This is a genomic window from Thalassospira sp. UBA848, from assembly GCF_002295455.1.
Classification (GTDB): Bacteria; Pseudomonadota; Alphaproteobacteria; order Rhodospirillales; family Thalassospiraceae; genus Thalassospira.
Genome location: NZ_DBGS01000138.1, coordinates 61,062 through 80,555, shown reverse-complemented (window position 1 = coordinate 80,555; position 19,494 = coordinate 61,062). Strand labels below are relative to the sequence as shown.

General features: G+C 55.0%; 15 protein-coding genes. All 15 read left to right on the top strand.

Annotated features, from left to right (window positions below):
• Positions 1–445 precede the first annotated feature (445 nt).
• The 15 genes from B2R48_RS19375 to B2R48_RS19305 all read left to right on the top strand — a co-directional run bounded on the left by B2R48_RS19375 (position 446) and on the right by B2R48_RS19305 (position 19,490).
• Positions 446–1,795 carry a flagellin gene (locus B2R48_RS19375; protein WP_297003584.1) on the top strand — a complete coding sequence of 450 codons (1,350 nt, stop codon included), beginning with the start codon at positions 446–448 and terminating at the stop codon, positions 1,793–1,795.
• 93 nt (positions 1,796–1,888) lie between these two features.
• Positions 1,889–2,254: a flagellar protein FlaG gene (locus tag B2R48_RS19370; protein ID WP_213475563.1), complete on the top strand. Its 366-nt coding sequence runs from the start codon at positions 1,889–1,891 to the stop codon at positions 2,252–2,254.
• A 101-nt stretch (positions 2,255–2,355) separates the two neighbouring features.
• Positions 2,356–4,125 (top strand): flagellar filament capping protein FliD, encoded by a 1,770-nt coding sequence (gene fliD, locus B2R48_RS19365; RefSeq protein ID WP_297003582.1) that lies wholly within the window; start codon positions 2,356–2,358, stop codon positions 4,123–4,125.
• 57 nt (positions 4,126–4,182) lie between these two features.
• Positions 4,183–4,695 carry a flagellar export chaperone FliS gene (fliS, locus tag B2R48_RS19360; RefSeq protein ID WP_297003580.1) on the top strand — a complete coding sequence of 171 codons (513 nt, stop codon included), beginning with the start codon at positions 4,183–4,185 and terminating at the stop codon, positions 4,693–4,695.
• 261 nt (positions 4,696–4,956) lie between these two features.
• Complete coding sequence (locus B2R48_RS19355; protein ID WP_297003578.1) at positions 4,957–6,588, top strand: flagellar hook-length control protein FliK; 1,632 nt, start codon at positions 4,957–4,959, stop codon at positions 6,586–6,588.
• A gap of 21 nt (positions 6,589–6,609) precedes the next feature.
• Complete coding sequence (locus B2R48_RS19350; protein WP_213475559.1) at positions 6,610–7,386, top strand: flagellar hook assembly protein FlgD; 777 nt, start codon at positions 6,610–6,612, stop codon at positions 7,384–7,386.
• 49 nt (positions 7,387–7,435) lie between these two features.
• The gene (locus B2R48_RS19345) at positions 7,436–9,181 is read left to right on the top strand and encodes a flagellar hook protein FlgE (RefSeq protein ID WP_297003577.1); all 1,746 of its coding nucleotides are present in this window, start codon (positions 7,436–7,438) and stop codon (positions 9,179–9,181) included.
• Between the two features lie 354 nt (positions 9,182–9,535).
• Positions 9,536–11,140 carry a flagellar basal-body MS-ring/collar protein FliF gene (gene fliF, locus B2R48_RS19340; RefSeq protein ID WP_249742272.1) on the top strand — a complete coding sequence of 535 codons (1,605 nt, stop codon included), beginning with the start codon at positions 9,536–9,538 and terminating at the stop codon, positions 11,138–11,140.
• Positions 11,141–11,219: 79 nt separating this feature from the next.
• A complete protein-coding gene (locus tag B2R48_RS19335; protein ID WP_297003574.1) occupies positions 11,220–12,608 on the top strand; it encodes a FliH/SctL family protein in 1,389 nt (462 codons plus the stop codon).
• Entirely contained in the window at positions 12,601–12,963 is a 363-nt protein-coding gene (gene fliN / locus B2R48_RS19330) for a flagellar motor switch protein FliN (RefSeq protein ID WP_062954089.1), read from the top strand. The genes B2R48_RS19335 and fliN overlap by 8 nt, the downstream gene beginning before the upstream one ends.
• 21 nt (positions 12,964–12,984) lie before the next feature.
• Positions 12,985–13,779, top strand: a complete 795-nt coding sequence (locus tag B2R48_RS19325) for a motility protein A (protein WP_062954090.1) — start codon at positions 12,985–12,987, stop codon at positions 13,777–13,779.
• Positions 13,780–13,861: 82 nt separating this feature from the next.
• The gene (locus B2R48_RS19320) at positions 13,862–15,415 is read left to right on the top strand and encodes a sigma-54-dependent transcriptional regulator (protein WP_297003571.1); all 1,554 of its coding nucleotides are present in this window, start codon (positions 13,862–13,864) and stop codon (positions 15,413–15,415) included.
• An 89-nt stretch (positions 15,416–15,504) separates the two neighbouring features.
• On the top strand, positions 15,505–17,667 hold the full coding sequence (gene flhA / locus B2R48_RS19315) for a flagellar biosynthesis protein FlhA (RefSeq protein ID WP_213475554.1): 2,163 nt from the start codon (positions 15,505–15,507) through the stop codon (positions 17,665–17,667).
• Positions 17,668–17,724: 57 nt separating this feature from the next.
• Positions 17,725–18,705 (top strand): GTP-binding protein, encoded by a 981-nt coding sequence (locus tag B2R48_RS19310; RefSeq protein ID WP_062954092.1) that lies wholly within the window; start codon positions 17,725–17,727, stop codon positions 18,703–18,705.
• Positions 18,702–19,490, top strand: coding sequence for a MinD/ParA family protein (locus B2R48_RS19305; RefSeq protein WP_213475553.1), 789 nt, complete (start codon positions 18,702–18,704; stop codon positions 19,488–19,490). Before B2R48_RS19310 ends, B2R48_RS19305 begins: the two co-directional genes overlap by 4 nt.
• Positions 19,491–19,494 lie beyond the last annotated feature (4 nt).

The window sequence follows — 19,494 nt, the reverse complement described above, 5'->3', positions numbered from 1 at the left end:
GCGTCTGCTCCAGTAATCTGGAAAAACACACTTCTTTGCAAAAGGGCGACCTTCGGGTCGCCCTTTTTTGCATCCCGCTCTACAAATAAGCGTATTTGCATCCTGATGGCTCGGCTCTTAGCCCACCAACAAACTAAAGCCTTAATTTTATACGTCTGGATAGTTGTTTTGCATGTCAAGGATGATGCGAACGGAGTCGGATTCGTTTACAAAATATTAAGAACATCGGCAGTTCCTTGCACTTCCGCCAGAAATAACCTTTTGTTTTTAATGGATAAATCTCAGAATCTTTTTTATCTAGACATAAATCTAACCTAAAAGTATATTACACCATACCTGTATTACACTTTTCACCCCTAGGTTATGGGTTGAAAAAAATCTGGCAAGTGTGCCGGGTCACGGATAACAAGATGTTGTCCAGAGCTATCCATGTAGGAGATGCGTCATGGCTCTTAATATTATATCGAATTATGCTGCGAACGTCGCGCACCGTAACTTGTCTGCTTCTGACGAAATGGCGACCCGGTCGCTGTCGAAGTTGTCTTCGGGTACGCGCGTTGTTTCCGCACGTGATGACGCAGCCTCGATGGCAATTGGCGCACGCCTTAATGCGACGACCGAAGCCCTTAAAACCGCTTCCGTAAACGTCGGCCAGGCCAATTCGATGCTCCAGATCGCTGATGGCGGTATGGCAACCATCGACAATATCCTTGTCCGCATGAAAACACTGTCGGTTCAGGCATCATCTGGCAACTTGTCCGATACCGAGCGCGGCTTCCTGAATGATGAGTTTGTTCAGCTGCGCGATGAAATTGACCGAATTGCGTCCTCCACAAACTTCAATGGAATACAGTTGCTTGGTGACGGCGGAGATGTCGCCCTTGAGTTTGGTGACCTTGCTGCCACCGGCGGCGGTCGCGCACTTGTTCCCGTCAACGGTTTCGATAACTTTGCGATTACCGATAACAATTATTGGGCGACCGACACCGACACTGACCTTACAGACAACAGTTTCGAGGTCAGCATTAACGAGATTTCTGCAGGTGGACCGGTCATTATGACCGTGACCAGCACGATCGATGGTGTGGCTGACCGCTCGCAATCCATTGATGTCTCGGACTACGCCGCAACAGGCGGAACCACGGCTATTCCTGCTGGAGGGAATGCAACGCTCGACTTCGATGAACTTGGCCTTTCCTTCAGTGTGAACACCAACTTCTCTGCCTCAATTGACTTTGTTGCCGCCGGCACGGCTGGCTCGAACGACTTTGGTACAAGCACAAACTTCAACGGCAGCGGCCTTGACTCTTCTATTGGCAACGTCGTCACCATGGCATCTGACAACGGTCAGGCATTGCAGAGCTCAATCGAGTTCCAGGTTGGCGCGGGCAACACCGCAAATGATCGGTTGGATATCACGTTGAATTCGGTCGACTCAGAAACCCTCGGCGCAGGTGCGCTAGGGACCCAGGATTCCCTGCAGACACTCGGCGCCAATGCGATCAGCACAGCCGCCAGCGCCCAAAGCGCGGTTGAGGTTGTGACCCGTGCGATCGACGACTTGCAGCGCGCCCGTGCTGCGGTCGGCACATCCCAGAACCGCCTGGACTTTGCTGGTCAGAACCTTGCGACGACTCAGGAAAACACTGAGTCGGCCCGTTCAACCTTGCTTGACCTTGATGTTGCGGCTGAAATGACCAACTTCACCTCCAAGCAGATCCTGGTTCAATCCGGGGTTGCCATGCTGGCACAGGCGAACCAGATGCCGCAAAACCTGCTGCGCTTGCTGCAGTAATCTATCTTTTGTCCCTGGGCACCGATGATAGGTACCCGTCTTTTTCAAGTTTCATCCTGCTGTTACAGGATGGCGGCTTTAAGGAGCTGAAAAATGGAAGTCGTAAACAACTATAGTGCGCCAAGCAGTTCGGGTGGCAACACCCAGTCTGCACCGGCTGCACCAGCAGTCCCGGCAGCAAGAGCTGACGCGGGCTTCGCAGCAGCGAAACCGGAAACCAAGGCATCCGCAGTACCGCAGAAAATGCAGGATGCTCTGGCCAGTATTGATCTGCCGGACCTTGCAAACGGCACGGCACGCGTTGAATTGAACTTCAATCAGGATACCGGTCGCGTTGTTGCAAAAGTTACCGACCGCGTAAGCGGTGATGTCTTGCGCGAACTGCCGTCAAAAGAACTTCAGCAGCTGTTCTCACAGATGCGCGAATATCTCGGCAGTTTCGTCGACGAAGAAATTTAACCCAGCGAGTGGGCGCACATAGGCATGGTTCTTGCTGATCGGTTTGACAAGAGATACCGGTAGCAGGCAAAATCAGCCGGGAGCACCCAAGGAGCTAACCAATGAGCAGTCTGAATTTAAATAATATCTATGTTGGGGATAACGGTCGCGTCCAGCTATCTGGCGGTTCGTCCAACATCGATTTCGTCGACACCGTCGACCAGATGATTGCTGCCCGTCGTATTCCTGCTGACAACCTTGAAAGACGGGTTGAGGCAAACGACGAGAAAATTGCTGCGCTGAAAGAGCTGCAGACGCTTGTTGGTACACTCAAAGACTCGATGTCCAACCTTTATGGCGCAACGAGCTTTGATAACTCGCGAAATATCTTTGAAGCCAAACAGATTTTTGCATCCTCTGACGGATCCGAGGCAGGTACTTTGATGGGTGTCACTGCGTCAAACGCAGCTGAGACCGGCAGCTACAACTTCGAGATCAATCAGGTCGCAAGCCGACACAAACTTTCAAGTGATACCCAGGCTGTCGCGGCAAGCGCTGACATTACAGGGATCACCGGAACAGGTACCTTTACTGTGGCCGGCGGGGCCGGCAGTTCGACGGTTACTGTATCAGCTGGCGACACGCTTCAGGACATTCGTGACAAGATCAACAATATCAAAGACGCGACCGGCGTTCAGGCATCGGTCGTCAAGGTTTCTGATACTGAAAGTACGCTGATCCTGACTTCGACCGACGAAGGCGAAGACAACCGCATGTCGTTCAGTGACGATAGCGGCAACGTTCTGCAAAGCCTCGGCGTCCTGACAGATGCGACGACAATCAATGCAACCAATGTCATCGACGTTGGCAACAATGCAAGCATTGAACTTGACGGGATCACCGTGACCCGTGGGTCAAACGAGTTTTCTGATCTGATTGATGGTCTCAATATCAATCTGTATGACGCCGAACCGGGAACACAAATCACGATTGATATCGAACAGGACCTCAATCAGGCAAAGACAGCGATTCTTGATTTCGTTGATGCCTACAACGCGGTTCAGACCTTCATCAACGAGAAGACTTTCGTTGACCCGACCACCGGTGAAGCATCCGAAGACGCTGTTTTGCTTGGCAATACGTCCGTCAAAGGCATTGAGTCCGCTCTGCAACAGATTGCCGGTTCGTTTGCAAACGGGGTGACTGACCGGGCTGATCAGGACGACTATTCGGTGTTGGCTGAAATCGGCCTGGACTTTGTTGCCTATGGCGCGACCGAAGACCCGCTGCTGAGCAAAACCATCGATCTTGATGAAACTGCGCTCAATGAAGCTTTGCTTAACGAGCCAGAAGAAGTCATGGAACTGTTCCTGTTCCGCGGCAAATCGGACAACTCCGATATCACGATGACCGGCTTTGATAGCAAAACCAACGCTGCGACCTATGAGTTCAACATTGATGCGTCTGGTGGCACGATCAATAGCGTAACCTACGACATCACGGTTGATGGCGTGACCACCACCGGCAAGAACGCGGTTGTTTCGGGCAACAGCATCAGAACCGCTGATGGTTTGCGACTGTTTTACAGTGGTGACGCCAGTGCTGCCGACACCGCAACAGTAACAACCAGCGTGGGCATTGGCGCACAGTTCTACTTCGAACTGGATTCAATTCTGGACGAAGAAGAAGGGACTTTGACCCAGGCGATCACTGATCTGGAAACCCAAAGCACGTCTTACGAAGAAAAAGTTGACCGTATTGACGAGCGTCTCGCGCGGCAGCGAGAAGTCCTTATGGATCAGTTCATTGCAATGGAATCGGCCCTTGCACGCATGAAGAACATCCAGAGTTCTCTCGACGAATTGATGTCTGCAGGAAAAGATAAAGGTTAACTTTTGTCTGCCATACATGCACACTGAACACACGCGTAGTATACCAAGGAGTGTCGCATGAACGAACACGCCGCCCATACATACAAGCAACAACAGGTCAATACAGCCACACCTGCAAAAATGGTGTTCATGCTGTTTGAAAAGACTTTGTCACGCTTGCAAGAGGCGCAAAAGGCGATTGAGCGCAATGACATTCAGGGTCGCTGCAATGCCAATTGCAGTGCGCAAGAGCTGATTGCCCATCTGGCGAACACTCTGGACATGGAGCAAGGTGGCGAGATCGCTGCGAACCTCGAACGGCTCTATACGCACTGCATGATCCGCTTGATGGATGTGGATCGCAAAAACGATCCCAATGCCGCAGCAGAGGTTATTAAACTTCTCACACCACTTCGAGATTCTTGGGCTGAGCTTTCTGAAAAAAGCGAAGGCGAATTGCGTCAGGCAGTGATGACGGCCCAAAAGGATCGTCCTGCCCTTCCCAATGAAGCGACACAATCATCTGCAAGTGCAAAGGATGAAGCTGAAAAACCGGCACCGGCAAAATCCGGGCTGTCAATTTCGGCCTAGGCCAAGACGCCTTACTTATTCGACTGACAGAATTAGGCCTCCGGCATCGCCGGGGGCCTTTTTTGCATTTCCCCTGTTTCCTTCCTGCCAGAATGCCACTGGATCAATTTTTCCCTGCTACACACCTGTTTCTGACCGAGGCAAAATATGCCTCCAGAACCGAGGCGCCCTAACGTACTGAAAATATGTAGAAAACGTTAATCTCAAAACTGGCCCGTCACTTGCAACTGTTCTGACACTGCTTCCATAAGGACCAAGGTCATGAACAGCTCTGCGATTACAAACAGCGTGATGCCAACAGTCTCCGTACCCGGCACAAACCCGAGCGAACGCAAGGGGTCCGGCTTTAGTGACATCATGGCATCGGTCACAGACAACTGGTCTGAGCAAAGCCATCAGGTCAAATACGATGCGGCAAAATCTGCCCAGAACGATATCGACGACCATCGCGCTGAAATGAGTGCGCGCAGATCCGCGCGTGAAGATCAGGATCTTGACGATGCGCCAACCGCCGATCGTCGAGAAGACGATCCGGTCCGTGCTTCGCGTGAAGATCATGAAGACCACGCCAGAATTGACGACCCCAAATCCGATGAACCGCATGACTCCGACGCGGATCGTGTTGACGACGACGCATCTGATGATATGCGAAGCGCGGACAACGCTGATCGCGGCAATGACGAAGGTGACGCTTCGGATCAAGGCGATACCCCTTCGTCCGATGAAACCAAGTCGGCCACCTCCGAAGAGGAAGCCGGAACCAATGCGGATAAAACCGACAACGCAGCCGTCACCCCTGGCATGGTTGATCCAAACCAGCCTGCACAGGCAGCTCCACTCCCTGGCTCGCCCGAGGCACTTGAGTTAGCCAAGGCAAAGGCAGCTGATGTGAAGACGAATGCCGCGAGCGGTGTAACATCTGGCCAGAACCCGGCACAGGCTGGTGGTCAGAATGTTGCTGCCAATGGCACCACTACAGCAGACAAGACAACTGACGGGCTATTGAACTCAACAGCCCTGTCGCAGCCCGCAGCAGCAGGATCGGCCAAGATTGCCCTTAATGGCGCAGATACCGGCACCGGTGATGAACTAACATCTGACAAATTCCTGTCGCGTGTCGTTGATGCGATGAGCGGCGAGGGAAAAGGTAAAAGCGATGCCAACGGCACCGTAAATGCCACGACCTCTGCTCAAACCAACAATGGCGGTCAACAGGCCGCGACAACCAACCCGGCACAAACTGCCCAGGCAGCACAGCAGGCAATGGCAGCAGCGGCAAATGCCCAGAACCCGCAAAACAGTGCAACCGCACAGCAGAATGCAGTGACAAACGGTGCGGTCACCGCGACCGGCGGCACTGAAGCCACCGCCACGGCAAATGGACAGCCCGGCAGCACAAATACCCTGCATCAGACCAACACCGGCGGCCAAACCGCACAAACCGCGCGTCAGGCTCCGTCACAGCAGGTACAGCAACAGGTTGCCGTTTCAATCCGAAACGCTGCCAGCGAGGGCGTTGACAAGATCTCGGTCCAACTTCGCCCCGAGCATCTGGGCCGCGTGGATGTCAAAATGGAAATCGGTCAGGACGGCCGCATCCAGGGCGTCATTCAAGCCGACACACGCGAGACCCTCGACATGTTGCGTCAAGACTCCCGTGCTCTTCAACAAGCATTGAAAGACGCGGGACTGAACGCAGACAGTCAAAGCTTCACCTTCGAGCACAGAAATGAAGGTGGCCAGAGTCAGGACGGCAACGGCCAATCTCGTATGACCGCCGATCAGGGCAGCAGCCCCGATGATGGCGATGTCATGAGTGGAACCGAACTCGCCGAACATGTCGCCATTGGCTATGGGATCAATCCCAACGGCCTTGTCGATATCCGGATCTAGGAAAGGTAGAGGGACAATCCCATGACCATTTCATCCCTGACAAATGTTGGTCTGGCGCAGTCAAACAACAATGCCGCGTCAAGTAGCTCTGCCAATCAGCTGGCCCAGAACTTTGATACGTTTCTGACCCTTCTGACGACACAGCTCAAAAACCAGGACCCGACCTCGCCCATGGAAAGTGACAAGTTCACCGACCAGCTGAGCCAGTTCGCCCAGGTTGAGCAAGGCATTCAGAGCAACAAGAACCTCGAAGACCTGCTCGCCATGCAGGGCCAGCAACGCCAGCTTTCTGCACTGTCCTATGTCGGTGCCGAGATCGAAGCAGTTGGTGACACCAACTGGCGCGAAGAGGGCGAAGAGCTCACTTACAAATACAACGTTTCACCGGAAGTTCCGCGTCTGCAGTTGCAGATTCAGGATCAGAGCGGTGCGACCATCTACTCTGAAGAACTTACCGATGTTTCCGGCCTTCAGACCTTTACCTGGGATGGCAAGAACAACAACGGGGTCGAACAGGATCCTGGTGCCTATACCCTCGTGGTCAGCCCGATGGCAGCCAACGGAGACAGCTTCCTTGATGAAGACGGTGATCCGGCATCTGTGGCAATCGGTATCGTCGGCACAGTTGACAGTGTCGATATTGATGACAGCGACATTTACCTCCGCATGGGCGATGTCTCTGTACCGTTCTCGACCCTGACCAACGTGAAGTTGGGCGCGAACAGCACAGACACCACCAACGATAACACAGATACCGGAGATAATTCCGGGACTGAAGAGCAGGAAGAAGCCGCCTAGGGCATTCATCCGGATTTGATTAACAGCCTGTCGAAACAGGAGAAGAAAAATGAGCCTTTTTGGTGCAATGATTTCCGGTGTTTCCGGCCTGAATGCGCAGTCTCAGAACCTGGGCGTCATCTCGGACAACATCTCGAACCTTAATACAATCGGTTACAAGGGAACCATTGGTCGTTTCTCGACCCTGGTGACCGAAGCCGCAACCGACACCCGCTATACACCGGGTGGCGTACGCTTCCATCCGACCGCCCTGATCAGCAAGCAGGGCTTGCTGCAGGCAACCTCGTCGACCACGGCAGCGGCAATTTCCGGCGATGGCTTCTTCATCGTTCGCGGCACCGCATCGCCGGGAACCAATGACGAGCTGTTCTTCACTCGCGCTGGCGACTTCAAGCCGGATGATGACGGCTATCTAAAGAACACTGCCGGCTACTATGTGCAGGGTTGGGCAACCGACCGTGACGGTGGCCTGCTTGATGGGGATGGCAACGCCACGACATCAAACAGCTCGGCTGTGACCGACCTTCAGGTTCTTGATATCAACTCGATCCTGACGGCGGCCGCATCAACGACCAACATCGAATTTGGTGCGAACCTGAACTCCGACGAAACGGCAGTTACCGGCGGCACGGCCACATCGACGACCACCGGCATCGACTATGATACGACCGACCTGACAACGCTTGCCGGCATCAACAACGGTGACCAGTTCTCGATCACCCATGATGGCACGACCACCAACATCACGATTAACACTGGTGATACGCTCGAAGACCTGGCTGCTGCGATCAGTGCAGTAACTGGCATTGACGCAACCACCACCACAACGGGCACCAACGATACCCTGACCTTGACTGGTGCGTTTGCCGATCAGGATGTCGTTATTGCCAACGTCACGGGCACACCATTGAGTGCGACGGGCATCAACTTTGCCGGCGTTCCGGGAACCCTGTCAGCGACTTACACTGCAGGTGATCTTGCGACCGGCACTGTTGCCGAAGACAACACCATGCCGGTAACCATTTATGACTCCCTTGGTTCGGCGCATACCGTCAACCTGCAGGTTGTCAAACTCGGTCAGAACCGGTGGGGATTTGAACTTACCGGCAACACAACGACCGGTGAGCTTGACCCGACCGACCACCCGAATGGCCTGATCCAGGCTGGTACGATCACCTTTGATGGTTCCGGCAACCTTCAGAGCTTTAATGGTGTGCAAGCAACAATCGGTGCGGTAAACGTCGGGTCAACTGGTAGCTTGGTTGACACTGACATCTCTGCAGAGTGGAGCAATGGTTCCGATACCAGCGAATTCACCCTTGATTTCGGTACCATCGGGCTCGGTAACGGTATCACTCAGTTCGCGGCTGGTTCCGATGCTAACGGTAACCTTGTCGAATACACCACCCACTTCATCAACCAGAATGGTGCGCAGGCAGGCACCATGGTGAACTATGCGTTCACCGAAGATGGCTTCCTGCAAGTCGAGTTTGCAAACGGTGTGAAACGCCCGGTTTACAAACTGGCCATCGCAACCTTCGAGGCGCCTGATGAAATGGAAAACCACACAGGTAACGTTTACCGCCAGACGCGTGAGTCGGGCGATTATCTGCTCCGTGAGCCGGGCCTGAATGGTGCCGGTAACGTTGTGGCTTCGGCACTGGAAGGCTCGAACGTCGATCTCGGTGAGGAATTCACCAACATGATCGTCACCCAGCGTGCTTACTCGGCGAACACCAAAACCATCACCACGACCGATGAAATGCTCGATGAGCTGATTCGGATCAAACGGTAATTGACATCTGTTTCAGGGCGTTAGCCCGCCTTGAAACACATAGCACCAAAACAGACTCGCCCGGCCACTGTGCCGGGCTTCTTTTTACCCGACTGACTCACTACATTAAGGGCAGAGAAAAGCGGATATTAAATATCCAAATGATTCAAATCACTGGTGAATTTGAATCCATCAACTGGGCAAAAATTGCCGGTTGTTAACCTGTTCTTCAGCATGGAGAACTATTCGTTGTTGATGCTGGTCGCATTCCGCATGGATCGATCCGCACAGGGACAGTGGTAAATTTTCGTTTCGGAGCAGTCGAACGTGGGCGGCTTGTTGCAAACACTAAAAAGTCTTGGACCAACGCGCCTGATGGCTATCAGCGGCGTGGGCGTGTTGCTGCTTGTCTTCTTTGCATTCTTGATCATGCGCGTTTCCGCCCCGAACATGGAACTGCTCTATCGCGATCTGGACCCGGGCGATGCCAGCCAGATTGTCAATCGCCTGGAAGATCAACAAGTCCAGTACCAGCTGCTGAATAACGGCACTGAAATCCTTGTCCCGGCCGACCAGGTCAACCGCATGCGCCTGAGCATGGCGGAAAGCGGCCTGCCGACTGGTGGTTCTGTCGGTTACGAAGTATTCGATAATTCCGATGGTTTCGGCGCGACGAGTTTTGAGCAGAACATTAACCACGTCCGCGCCCTTGAAGGCGAACTGGCCAGAACGATTGCCGCGATCCAGTCGATCCAGCAGGCACGTGTTCATCTGGTTCTGCCCAAACGCCAAATGTTCTCGCGCGAAACGCAGGACGCCAGTGCCTCGATTGCCGTAAAAATGGCAGGCGGTGAACTGAAACCCGAACAAGTCGTTGCAATTCAGCACCTTGTCGCTGCCGCTGTGCCACAACTTGACCCCGGCAAGGTATCGATCATTGATGAACGTGGACGTTTGCTTGCCCGCGGTGACGGCGAACAGCAGTCTTCGACCTTCCTGACGCAGACCGCTGACGAAATGCGCATTCGCACGGAAAGCCGCCTGCGCAATACCATCGAAGATTTGCTGTCGCGTTCCCTTGGCTATGGCGAGGTTCGCGCCGAAGTCTCGGTCGAAATGGACTTCAACAAGGTTACAACGGCTGACGAGCGCTTTAACCCTGACGAGCGCGTGATCCGTTCAAGCCAGACGATCGAAGAAAATGCCACCAATTCCGAGACCGAGGGCACCGATCCGGTAACGCTGCAAAACAACCTGCCAGATGCAAACTTTGACGCTGCCAACGGAGCTGGGACCCAAAGTCAGGAAAACCGCACTGAAGAAACCGTCAACTACGAGATTTCCAAAACCACCACCACACAGGTCAAGGAAATCGGCGAAATTTCGCGTGTGACGGTGGCGGTACTCGTTGATGGCACCTACACCACCGACGAAAATGGCGAGCGCCTGTATCAGGAACGCTCCCCGGAAGACCTCGAGAAGATCGCAGCTCTTGTTCGTAGCGCCATCGGCTATGACCCCCAGCGCAGCGATCAGGTCGAAGTCATCAACATGCAGTTCGCCGATACCGACGATCTGTTCCCGGATGAAGAAATCGAGACATTCCTTGGCCTCGACAAGGCTGAAATCTTCCGCATCGCCGAGATGCTGGTCTTGGCAATCGTCGCCATCCTTGTCATCCTGCTGGTGGTCCGCCCGCTGCTGACCCGTGCGTTCGAAACCCTGCCCAGTGCGGCCGACATGGCACAGCGGCAGCTTCTTGCCGAGGACATGAGCGCAGAGGGCACACCGGCCCTTGAAGGTCCGGCGCCTGTTCCGATGGCACCTGGTGGTGCCGACGACGGCGAGGAACTGATCAACCTGTCGCAGGTTGAAGGCCGCGTGAAAGCATCCTCGGTCAAGAAAATCGGCGAGATCGTGGAGAAACACCCGGAAGAAGCTCTCTCGATTATTCGCAACTGGCTGTATCAGGAAAGCTGATGCTCCTGACAGTGATCGGCTCACTGACAGCCGCAGGGCTTCCTCCCTTTTGTTGCACAAGGCGTTTTAGCAGTTCGATATGACGGCCATTGAAAAGTTCACATTCTCATTAAGCTTCGACGATGCCGACAACGTAATCCGTTCGGCAGGCGGCGAGGATGAGCATTACGAACTGGGCAAGAAAAAGAAGAAAAAGAAAGAAGACGAAGCCCCGCCACCCCCGCCCCCGGTCTATACCGAGGAACAGGGTACCCAAATGGTGGCAGATGCTGAAAAGCGCGGTCACGAACAGGGTTTTGCCGAGGGTCACAAACAGGGATTTGACGAAGCACACCAGCAAATCATGGCCTCGCTTGAAAAGGCCGTTGGCGACGTGGAATCTGAAATTGCCGAAAAGCTGGCCCAGATTGACGAGCAGCAAAAGCGCGCCAATGCCAAGATCAACGAAGATGCCATTCACGTTGCCCTTGGTGTCATTCGCAAGCTGGCCCCTGCCTGGTCGAAGCAGTATCAGTTGACCGAGATCGAAGACATTGTCCGGCAATGTCTGGCCAATCTGTTTGATGTCCCCAAAGTCATGATCAAGGTTCATCCTGAACTTGAAAAAGATGTCGGGGCGGCGACAGAACGCATTGCCGTTTCGCGTGGTTTTTCCGGCAAGATCGTCGTTGTTGGGGAACCCGATGTCGCGATGGGCGATTGTCAGGTTTCGTGGGGCGACGGGACAGCAGTGCGCGACAGTTCACGTATCTGGTCCGAGATCAACGAGATCATCGACAATGCCCTGGCCCTGCATGCCAGTGACCATGGTCTGACAGAAAGCGATATGGGCGATCCCGAAGTTCAGGAAAGCCGTATTCCAAAAGACGATCCGGCATCTTCCACACTGGCAGATGAAGGGGCAGATGCAGGCACCGTACCCACCGACCCAACGGAGATTCCAAACAAGTCGGACATGGACCGGGAGGCGACGCCAAATTCCCCGCAGCCGACAGAAGCCCCCAAGCCTGCCAGCCACCAGACATCTGGTTCAGAGCCACCGGAAAGCTTGCGCAGTCCAGATGCCAATCCCGCTGAACCGGCCCAAGGCAGTCCGACAGAAGCGGTGAAACACGTCACACCGGACATGTCATCCCCTGCCGGACCAGCCGCACACAGGGCTGCACCCCAAGAAGGCGATGGCACCGACGCGCGGAATATGCAAACATCGCAAGACGATACGATGGCAAATCCGGCACCCGCGGGTGACACGGCGCAAAGACCGGAAACAATCACCGAAGGTCAGGCCGATGACAAGCCTGACACACAAAATAACCATACGACGGCAACCGCGCAAAATCCTGCGAAGCCCGTCAATGCTGGCCCCGAAAACGGACAGCCGCGCACGCAGGAAAACCCGACGACCACAGCCGGCGAGACGGCTGCTGTGAAGCAACCGACCAAAGACGCAGGAGACGAAAATGGCTGATGATGACGATCTCGAACTCTCGGAACTCGATGACGATCAAATTGAACTTGAGGGCGAAGGAACCGAACTTCTCGCCGCGGCCGAAGCTGGCAGCGAGCAGATGAAGACTTCCAAGGATCTTGAAGCCGTGTACGATATTCCCGTTCAGGTTTCAGCAGTCCTCGGAAAAGCAACCATGCAGGTCAGTCAATTGCTGAAACTTGGTCGTGGTGCTGTCGTAGAGCTTGACCGCAAAGTTGGTGAAGCTATTGATATCTATGTGAACAACCGTCTCGTCGCGCGTGGCGAGGTCGTGGTGGTGGAAGACCGGCTTGGTGTTACCATGACGGAAATCATCAAATCCGAGAAAAGCTAACGTAAGAGAGGATATCCGACTATGGCCGAAGGGGGGACTAAAACGTCGTTTGACATTGCGACAGTCGGGGGACTGGCCATTGGCTTTTCGTTGGTGATTGCAGCAATCATCTTTGGTGGATCGCCGGGTGCCTTTATCGATATCCCCTCTGTCCTGATTGTTATCGGCGGTACAGCAGCTATTACGGCTGTTAGCTTTGCGTTGGGCGAGTTTCTTGGATCGGGCAAGATCCTTATGCGCACGATTTTCCATAAATCGCGCAATCCCGCGGATGCGGCCCTTCAGATCCTCCAGCTGGCCGAAATTGCCCGTAAGGGTGGCGTGCTGTCACTGCAGGGACATCTCGATAGCCTGCAAAGCGAGGAATACCTCTGGAAAGGTTTGTCGCTGGTCGTTGACGGCACCCCGCCCGAGGAAGTCGAAGCCATCATGCGCAAAGACATGAATGCGACCATCGGCCGCCACCAAAAAGGTGCGAACATTATGAAAAAGGCCGGTGACGTTGCACCGGCGATGGGCCTGATCGGGACGCTGATCGGTCTGGTGCAGATGCTTGGCAACCTTGACGACCCGTCCTCGATTGGTCCGTCGATGGCTGTTGCGCTTTTGACGACCTTCTATGGCGCGGTTCTGGCCAACATGGTCTTTATGCCACTTGCGGGTAAACTTGAACGTAATTCCAACGACGAAGAGCTTTTGAATTCGGTCTATATGGTTGGTGCGGTTTCCATTGGCCGGCAGGAAAACCCCCGCCGTCTGGAAATGCTGATCAACTCGATCCTGCCGCCGTCAAAACGCGTCAGCTACTTCGATTGATCGAATGTGTGAATACCGACCCTTTCGCCCCCGACACACCGGGTGCAAAGGGTCCCCAAACTGATCGGAAAGAGATGAGACGATGCAGGTACTGATCGTTGGTGGACTGGGCGGACAGATAGGCGCAGCCAGCAAGATCGCAATGGCGCGCGGCGCTTCGGTCCAGTTGGCCGAAAGCGTGACGACCGCGCTTAACATCCTGCGAACGGGCAACCGGATTGATCTGGTCATGGCTGACATCACGCTTGATGTCGCCGCCCTGATTGACGCCATGGGTGCCGAGCGCATCACCGTGCCGGTCGTGGCTTGCGGCATCGGTAATGATGTCAATGGTGCGGTTAACGCCATCAAAGCGGGTGCACAGGAATTCATTCCCCTGCCGCCCGAAGCGGATCTGATTGCCGCGATCTTCGAAGCAGTGACCGAGGAAAGCCACGCCCTGATCCATCGCGATGCCCGCATGGCGGAAACACTGCGACTGGCAAATCAGGTCGCCAATAGCTCGGCTTCTATCCTGATCACGGGTGAAAGCGGTACCGGTAAGGAAATCATTTCGCGTTACGTGCACCGCAAGTCCAATCGCGCGGACAAGCCGTTTGTCGCCGTGAACTGCGCGGCAATCCCCGATAATCTTCTTGAATCCGAACTGTTCGGCCACGAAAAAGGTGCCTTCACCGGGGCACAGGCGCGCCGCATCGGTAAATTTGAAGAAGCCAATGGCGGCACCCTTTTGCTTGATGAAATCAGCGAAATGGATGTCCGTCTTCAGGCCAAGCTCCTACGTGCCATTCAGGAAAAGGAAATTGACCGGCTGGGCGGTAAAAGCCCCGTGAAGGTCGATGTCCGCATTCTGGCGACCTCGAACCGAAATCTTGAGGCCGAAGTCAATGCCGGCAACTTCCGCGAGGATTTGTATTTCCGCCTGAATGTCGTCAACCTTGACATCCCATCCCTGCGCGAACGTCCCGATGATATTCCGGTACTGGCCGAGTTCTTTGTCAAAAAGTATTCCGAGGCCAATGATGTTCCGATCCGACCGATCAGCCCGCTGGCGATCCAGCGTCTGCTATCCCATCACTGGCGGGGTAATGTGCGCGAGCTGGAAAACACCATGCACCGCGCCGTGCTGATTGCTGGTCCCGACGAGATCGGGCCAGAGGCCATCATGCTTTCGGGATCAGGCAGTAGCGAACCGGCCCCTGCCGCGCCTGCACCACAGGCCCCTTCACCCGCCCCGACGGCACCTGCCGCACCGGCACGGGCAAGCTCGGCCTATGCAAACGCCAATGCAGCCTATGGCGCCGCATCATCCGCTTACCAACCCAACGCACCAACATCACCGCCTGCACCCTCTGCCCCAGCAGAAAATGCACCTGCTTCGGATCAAGACACCGGCAGTTCTGAAACCACATCAGATGAAGGTGCAGGGAACGGGTCCGTCACGTCGGCCCTGGTTGGGCGCACGGTGGCCGATGTCGAACGTGATCTGATTATTGATACGCTCAAGCATTGCTTTGGGAACCGAACCCACGCGGCCAACATTCTTGGCATTTCCATTCGGACCCTGCGCAACAAGTTGCGCCAGTATAGCGACGAAGGACTTGCTGTACCGGCCCCGGGTGACGGTCACGACTGAACATGAAATCTCGGCGCGCTGTCCCCATCTTCAAGGCAGGTAAAGGCGCAACGAACATCGAGCAAGCAACAGGATAACAAGCAAAGAAAATGGCCGAAGGTCAAGACATCACACCGACTGGTTCCGGCGGCTCTGAGGGCCCCGGCGGCGGTGCGCCGGGCGGGTTAAATCTCGGCGCCTTGCAGTCGCGTGTCGCTTCGGCCATGAAACGTGGCGATATCGCCATGGCACTGGGCTTTATCATGATCCTTGTGGTCATGATGTTCCCGATGCCGCCGTGGCTGCTTGATTTCATGCTGGCCCTTTCGATCAGCTTCTCTGTGCTGATCCTGATGACATCGCTGTTCATCCAGAAACCGCTTGAATTCAACTCTTTCCCGACGATCTTGCTGGTGGCGACGTCACTCAGGCTTGCGCTGAACATTGCGACAACCCGCCTGATACTTGGCTATGGGCACGAAGGCACGCATGCCGCCGGCGCGGTCATTGAGGCGTTTGGCAGCTTCCTGATTTCGGGCAATTTCGTCATCGGGATTATTGTCTTTGCCATCCTTGTGATCATCAACTTTGTCGTCATCACCAAGGGTTCCGGCCGTATCGCCGAGGTCGCGGCACGCTTTACCCTTGATGCGATGCCCGGCAAACAGATGGCGATTGACGCCGACCTGTCATCGGGTCTGATCAATGAAGAACAGGCCAAGGCCCGCCGTAAGGAACTCGAAGATGAAAGTTCCTTCTTCGGGTCGATGGATGGTGCATCCAAGTTTGTTCGTGGCGATGCTGTTGCCGGCATTCTGATTACGTTTATCAACGTGATCGGTGGCATCATCATCGGCACCGCCCAGATGGGCCTTTCCCTTGCCGAGGCAACCGAGACCTACACGATCCTGACCGTTGGCGACGGTCTGGTTTCACAGATCCCTGCCCTGATCGTTTCGACCGCTGCGGGTCTTCTGGTCACCAAGGGGGGCCTTGACGGCGCAACCGAAAAGGCCGTTTTCGGACAGGTCAGTAACTATCCGGCCGCCCTTGGCGTTGCTGCTGCCCTGATGGGTGGCATGTCGCTTTTGCCGGGCATTCCGATGCTGTGGTTCCTGATGATCGCGGCTGGACTGGGTTATTTGGCCTATTACATGGGCAACCGCCAGAAGGCCGCCGTCGCGCAGGAACAGATGAAGGAATCCCAGGCCGCAGCAGAAGCCGCAGGCCCGCCGCCCGAAGAACCCATCGCCAACGCGTTGCGCATGGATTATGTGCGCCTTGAACTGGGCTATGGGCTGCTTTCACTCATCAGTACGGAACGTGGCCAGAAACTGACCGACCAGATCAAGGCACTGCGCCGCCAGCTTGCAGGCGACATGGGCTTTGTCATGCCGTCGGTGCGTATTCAGGACAACATGCAGTTGCCAGCCAATACATACGTTCTGCGCGTCAAGGAGATCGAGGCAGGGCGTGGGGACCTTCGCCCGAACATGTTGCTGGTAATGGACCCGCGCGGCGAGGAAATCACCCTGTCTGGCGAAAAAACCATGGAGCCGACCTTTAACCTGCCGGCCATGTGGATCGAACAGGGCATGAAGGAAGAGGCGATGTTCCGTGGCTATACGGTGGTGGATCCGCAAACCGTAATCACGACGCACATCACCGAAGTGATCAAGGATCACATGCCAGAACTGCTGTCCTACGCCGAAACGCAGAAGCTGCTGGATGAACTTGATGAAGACCAGAAAAAGCTGGTCGAGGATATCGTCCCCGGTCAGGTTTCGGTTGGCGGTGTTCAGCGCGTGCTTCAGAACCTTCTGACGGAGCGTGTATCCATCCGCGATCTGCCCACAATCCTTGAAGGCATCGCAGAATCCACGGCATTTACCCGTAACCCGACCTTCATGACCGAACATGTGCGTTCACGTCTTGCGCGCCAACTGTCGGATGTGAATACCAATCAGGACGGAGTCATTCCGCTTGTGACCATGTCCCCGCAATGGGAACAGGTCTTTGCCGAAAGCCTTGTCGGTTCGGGCGAGGAAAAACAGCTTTCCATTCCGCCAAGCCAATTGCAGGAATTCATCAACAAGGTCCGCACCACTTTCGAGCGCCTTGGCATGATGGGGGAAAGCCCGGTCCTTTTGACCAGCCCTGGCATTCGCCCCTATGTGCGATCCATCGTCGAGCGCTTCCGCCCGAGCACGGTGGTGATGTCGCAAAACGAAATCCACCCCAAGGCACAGCTTAAAACGCTGGGGCAGGTCTGATGCATGAGGTTTCCTTCACCGCCCTGATTGCGGACAAAGCCAGGCAGGGGGACCGGAATGCGTCTTAAGACCTTCACCGCCCCCACCATGACCGAGGCGATGGCGCTCGTTAAAGAGCATATGGGCACTGATGCCATCATCGTTTCGACACAGGATATCCCGGGCAGTGGCGTGCGCCTGACAGCCGCCCTTGATCGCGATCCCGACTTTGACGATGACGGCGGACCGGCCCCCGCGCTTCAGGAACAGCTTGATACGGTCGAGGCCGCGCTGACGCGGCACAATTTGCCGGAACGGTTGCGCATTCGCCTGTGTGACCTGATGGCACGCGAAACAGCCGCCGCATCCGAGCAACAATTGCTGGCAGGTGCGCTTGATGAAATTTTTGATTTCTCGCCACTGCCCGAAAAGAACACGCCGCGTGCCTTGGCCTTTGTCGGACCACCCGGATCGGGCAAAACACTGGCGGTTGCCAAAACTGCTGCCCGTGCGGTGATGAAGAAACGCAAAGTCGCTGTTCTTTCAACCGATTACAAACGTGCCGGCGGAATTGCCCAGCTTGAAGCCTTCACCAGAATTCTCAAGATCGACCTGCTGCAGGCCAAATCACCAGATGAGCTCAAGGCGCGCTTTGGCGAAATTCGCGATGCGGACGTCATCCTGATCGATACGGCAAGCTGCAACCCCTACCTTGAAAGCGAAATTGGCACGCTTTGTGAATTCATGAAAGCGGTACCGAGTGAACCGGTACTGGTGAACCCCGCGGGAATTGATGCCTATGAGTCCGCTGATATAGCCAATGCCTTTGCCGATGGCGGCGCAACACGCGTGATGATCTCGCGACTTGATGTTGCTGCACGCCTTGGCGGTGCGCTATATGGAGCGGATTCAGGAAATCTTTCCCTTTGCAATGTCAGTATGACAGCCCAGGTTGCGGACGGCCTGACCGCCCTTAGTCCCCTTGCCTTGGCAAAACTTCTGATACCGTCCCATCGCGCTGACACCGCGAAACCGAGCTTCTCCGAGGTCGTGAAATGACTACCAAGTCTGATGCTTCACCCAAATCTGCCCCGCGGGCCAGAGGCCGCAATGTTCTTGCTGTCGCGTCTGGTAAAGGCGGCGTGGGCAAGACCTGGTTTTCCATCACCCTGACCCATGCCCTGGTGCTGGAAGGCCACAAGACCCTGTTGTTTGACGGTGACCTTGGTCTGGCGAATATCGACATCCAGCTTGGGCTGATGCCGAAATATGATCTGGGTGGCGTGATTTCCGGTCGGATCCGCCTTAAGGATGCGGTCACCCATTTCCCGGATGGCGATTTCGATATTATTGCCGGGCGCAGTGGATCGGGCAGCCTTGCCAACCTGCCTGCCACCCGTTTGCAGGCGCTTTCAGACGATTTGCTCCAAACCGGCAAGGAATATGATAAAGTATTGATCGACCTTGGCGCAGGTGTTGATCAGGGCGTGCGTCAGATGACGGGGCTTGCCAACACGGTGATCGTGATTACCAATGGTGATCCGACGTCTTTGACCGATGCCTATGCCTTTATCAAAGTCACCCATATGGCCCGACCGAAAACCGATATCCGGGTCGTGGTCAATATGGCCAGAGACAAGAAAGAAGGTCAGGCGATCTATAACAAGCTTCTCAAGGCCTGCGAGGGCTTTTTGAAAATATCGCCGCCATTGCTTGGTGTTGTGCGCGCAGATTCCAAAGTATCGGAATGCATCCGCAATCAAACGCCGCTTTTGACCCGTCATCCGAATTGCGATGCAGCCCACGACATAGAGGCAATCGCCCGAACCCTTCTCGAGGAGTAGGTTT

What these genes read in the sequence shown, in the direction of transcription:
- B2R48_RS19375 (WP_297003584.1), top strand. Translation starts at nt 446, where the DNA reads ATGGCTCTTAATATTATATCGAATTATGCTGCGAACGTCGCGCACCGT.
- B2R48_RS19370 (WP_213475563.1), top strand. Translation starts at nt 1,889, where the DNA reads ATGGAAGTCGTAAACAACTATAGTGCGCCAAGCAGTTCGGGTGGCAAC.
- fliD (WP_297003582.1), top strand. Translation starts at nt 2,356, where the DNA reads ATGAGCAGTCTGAATTTAAATAATATCTATGTTGGGGATAACGGTCGC.
- fliS (WP_297003580.1), top strand. Translation starts at nt 4,183, where the DNA reads ATGAACGAACACGCCGCCCATACATACAAGCAACAACAGGTCAATACA.
- B2R48_RS19355 (WP_297003578.1), top strand. Translation starts at nt 4,957, where the DNA reads ATGAACAGCTCTGCGATTACAAACAGCGTGATGCCAACAGTCTCCGTA.
- B2R48_RS19350 (WP_213475559.1), top strand. Translation starts at nt 6,610, where the DNA reads ATGACCATTTCATCCCTGACAAATGTTGGTCTGGCGCAGTCAAACAAC.
- B2R48_RS19345 (WP_297003577.1), top strand. Translation starts at nt 7,436, where the DNA reads ATGAGCCTTTTTGGTGCAATGATTTCCGGTGTTTCCGGCCTGAATGCG.
- fliF (WP_249742272.1), top strand. Translation starts at nt 9,536, where the DNA reads ATGGCTATCAGCGGCGTGGGCGTGTTGCTGCTTGTCTTCTTTGCATTC.
- B2R48_RS19335 (WP_297003574.1), top strand. Translation starts at nt 11,220, where the DNA reads ATGACGGCCATTGAAAAGTTCACATTCTCATTAAGCTTCGACGATGCC.
- fliN (WP_062954089.1), top strand. Translation starts at nt 12,601, where the DNA reads ATGGCTGATGATGACGATCTCGAACTCTCGGAACTCGATGACGATCAA.
- B2R48_RS19325 (WP_062954090.1), top strand. Translation starts at nt 12,985, where the DNA reads ATGGCCGAAGGGGGGACTAAAACGTCGTTTGACATTGCGACAGTCGGG.
- B2R48_RS19320 (WP_297003571.1), top strand. Translation starts at nt 13,862, where the DNA reads ATGCAGGTACTGATCGTTGGTGGACTGGGCGGACAGATAGGCGCAGCC.
- flhA (WP_213475554.1), top strand. Translation starts at nt 15,505, where the DNA reads ATGGCCGAAGGTCAAGACATCACACCGACTGGTTCCGGCGGCTCTGAG.
- B2R48_RS19310 (WP_062954092.1), top strand. Translation starts at nt 17,725, where the DNA reads ATGCGTCTTAAGACCTTCACCGCCCCCACCATGACCGAGGCGATGGCG.
- B2R48_RS19305 (WP_213475553.1), top strand. Translation starts at nt 18,702, where the DNA reads ATGACTACCAAGTCTGATGCTTCACCCAAATCTGCCCCGCGGGCCAGA.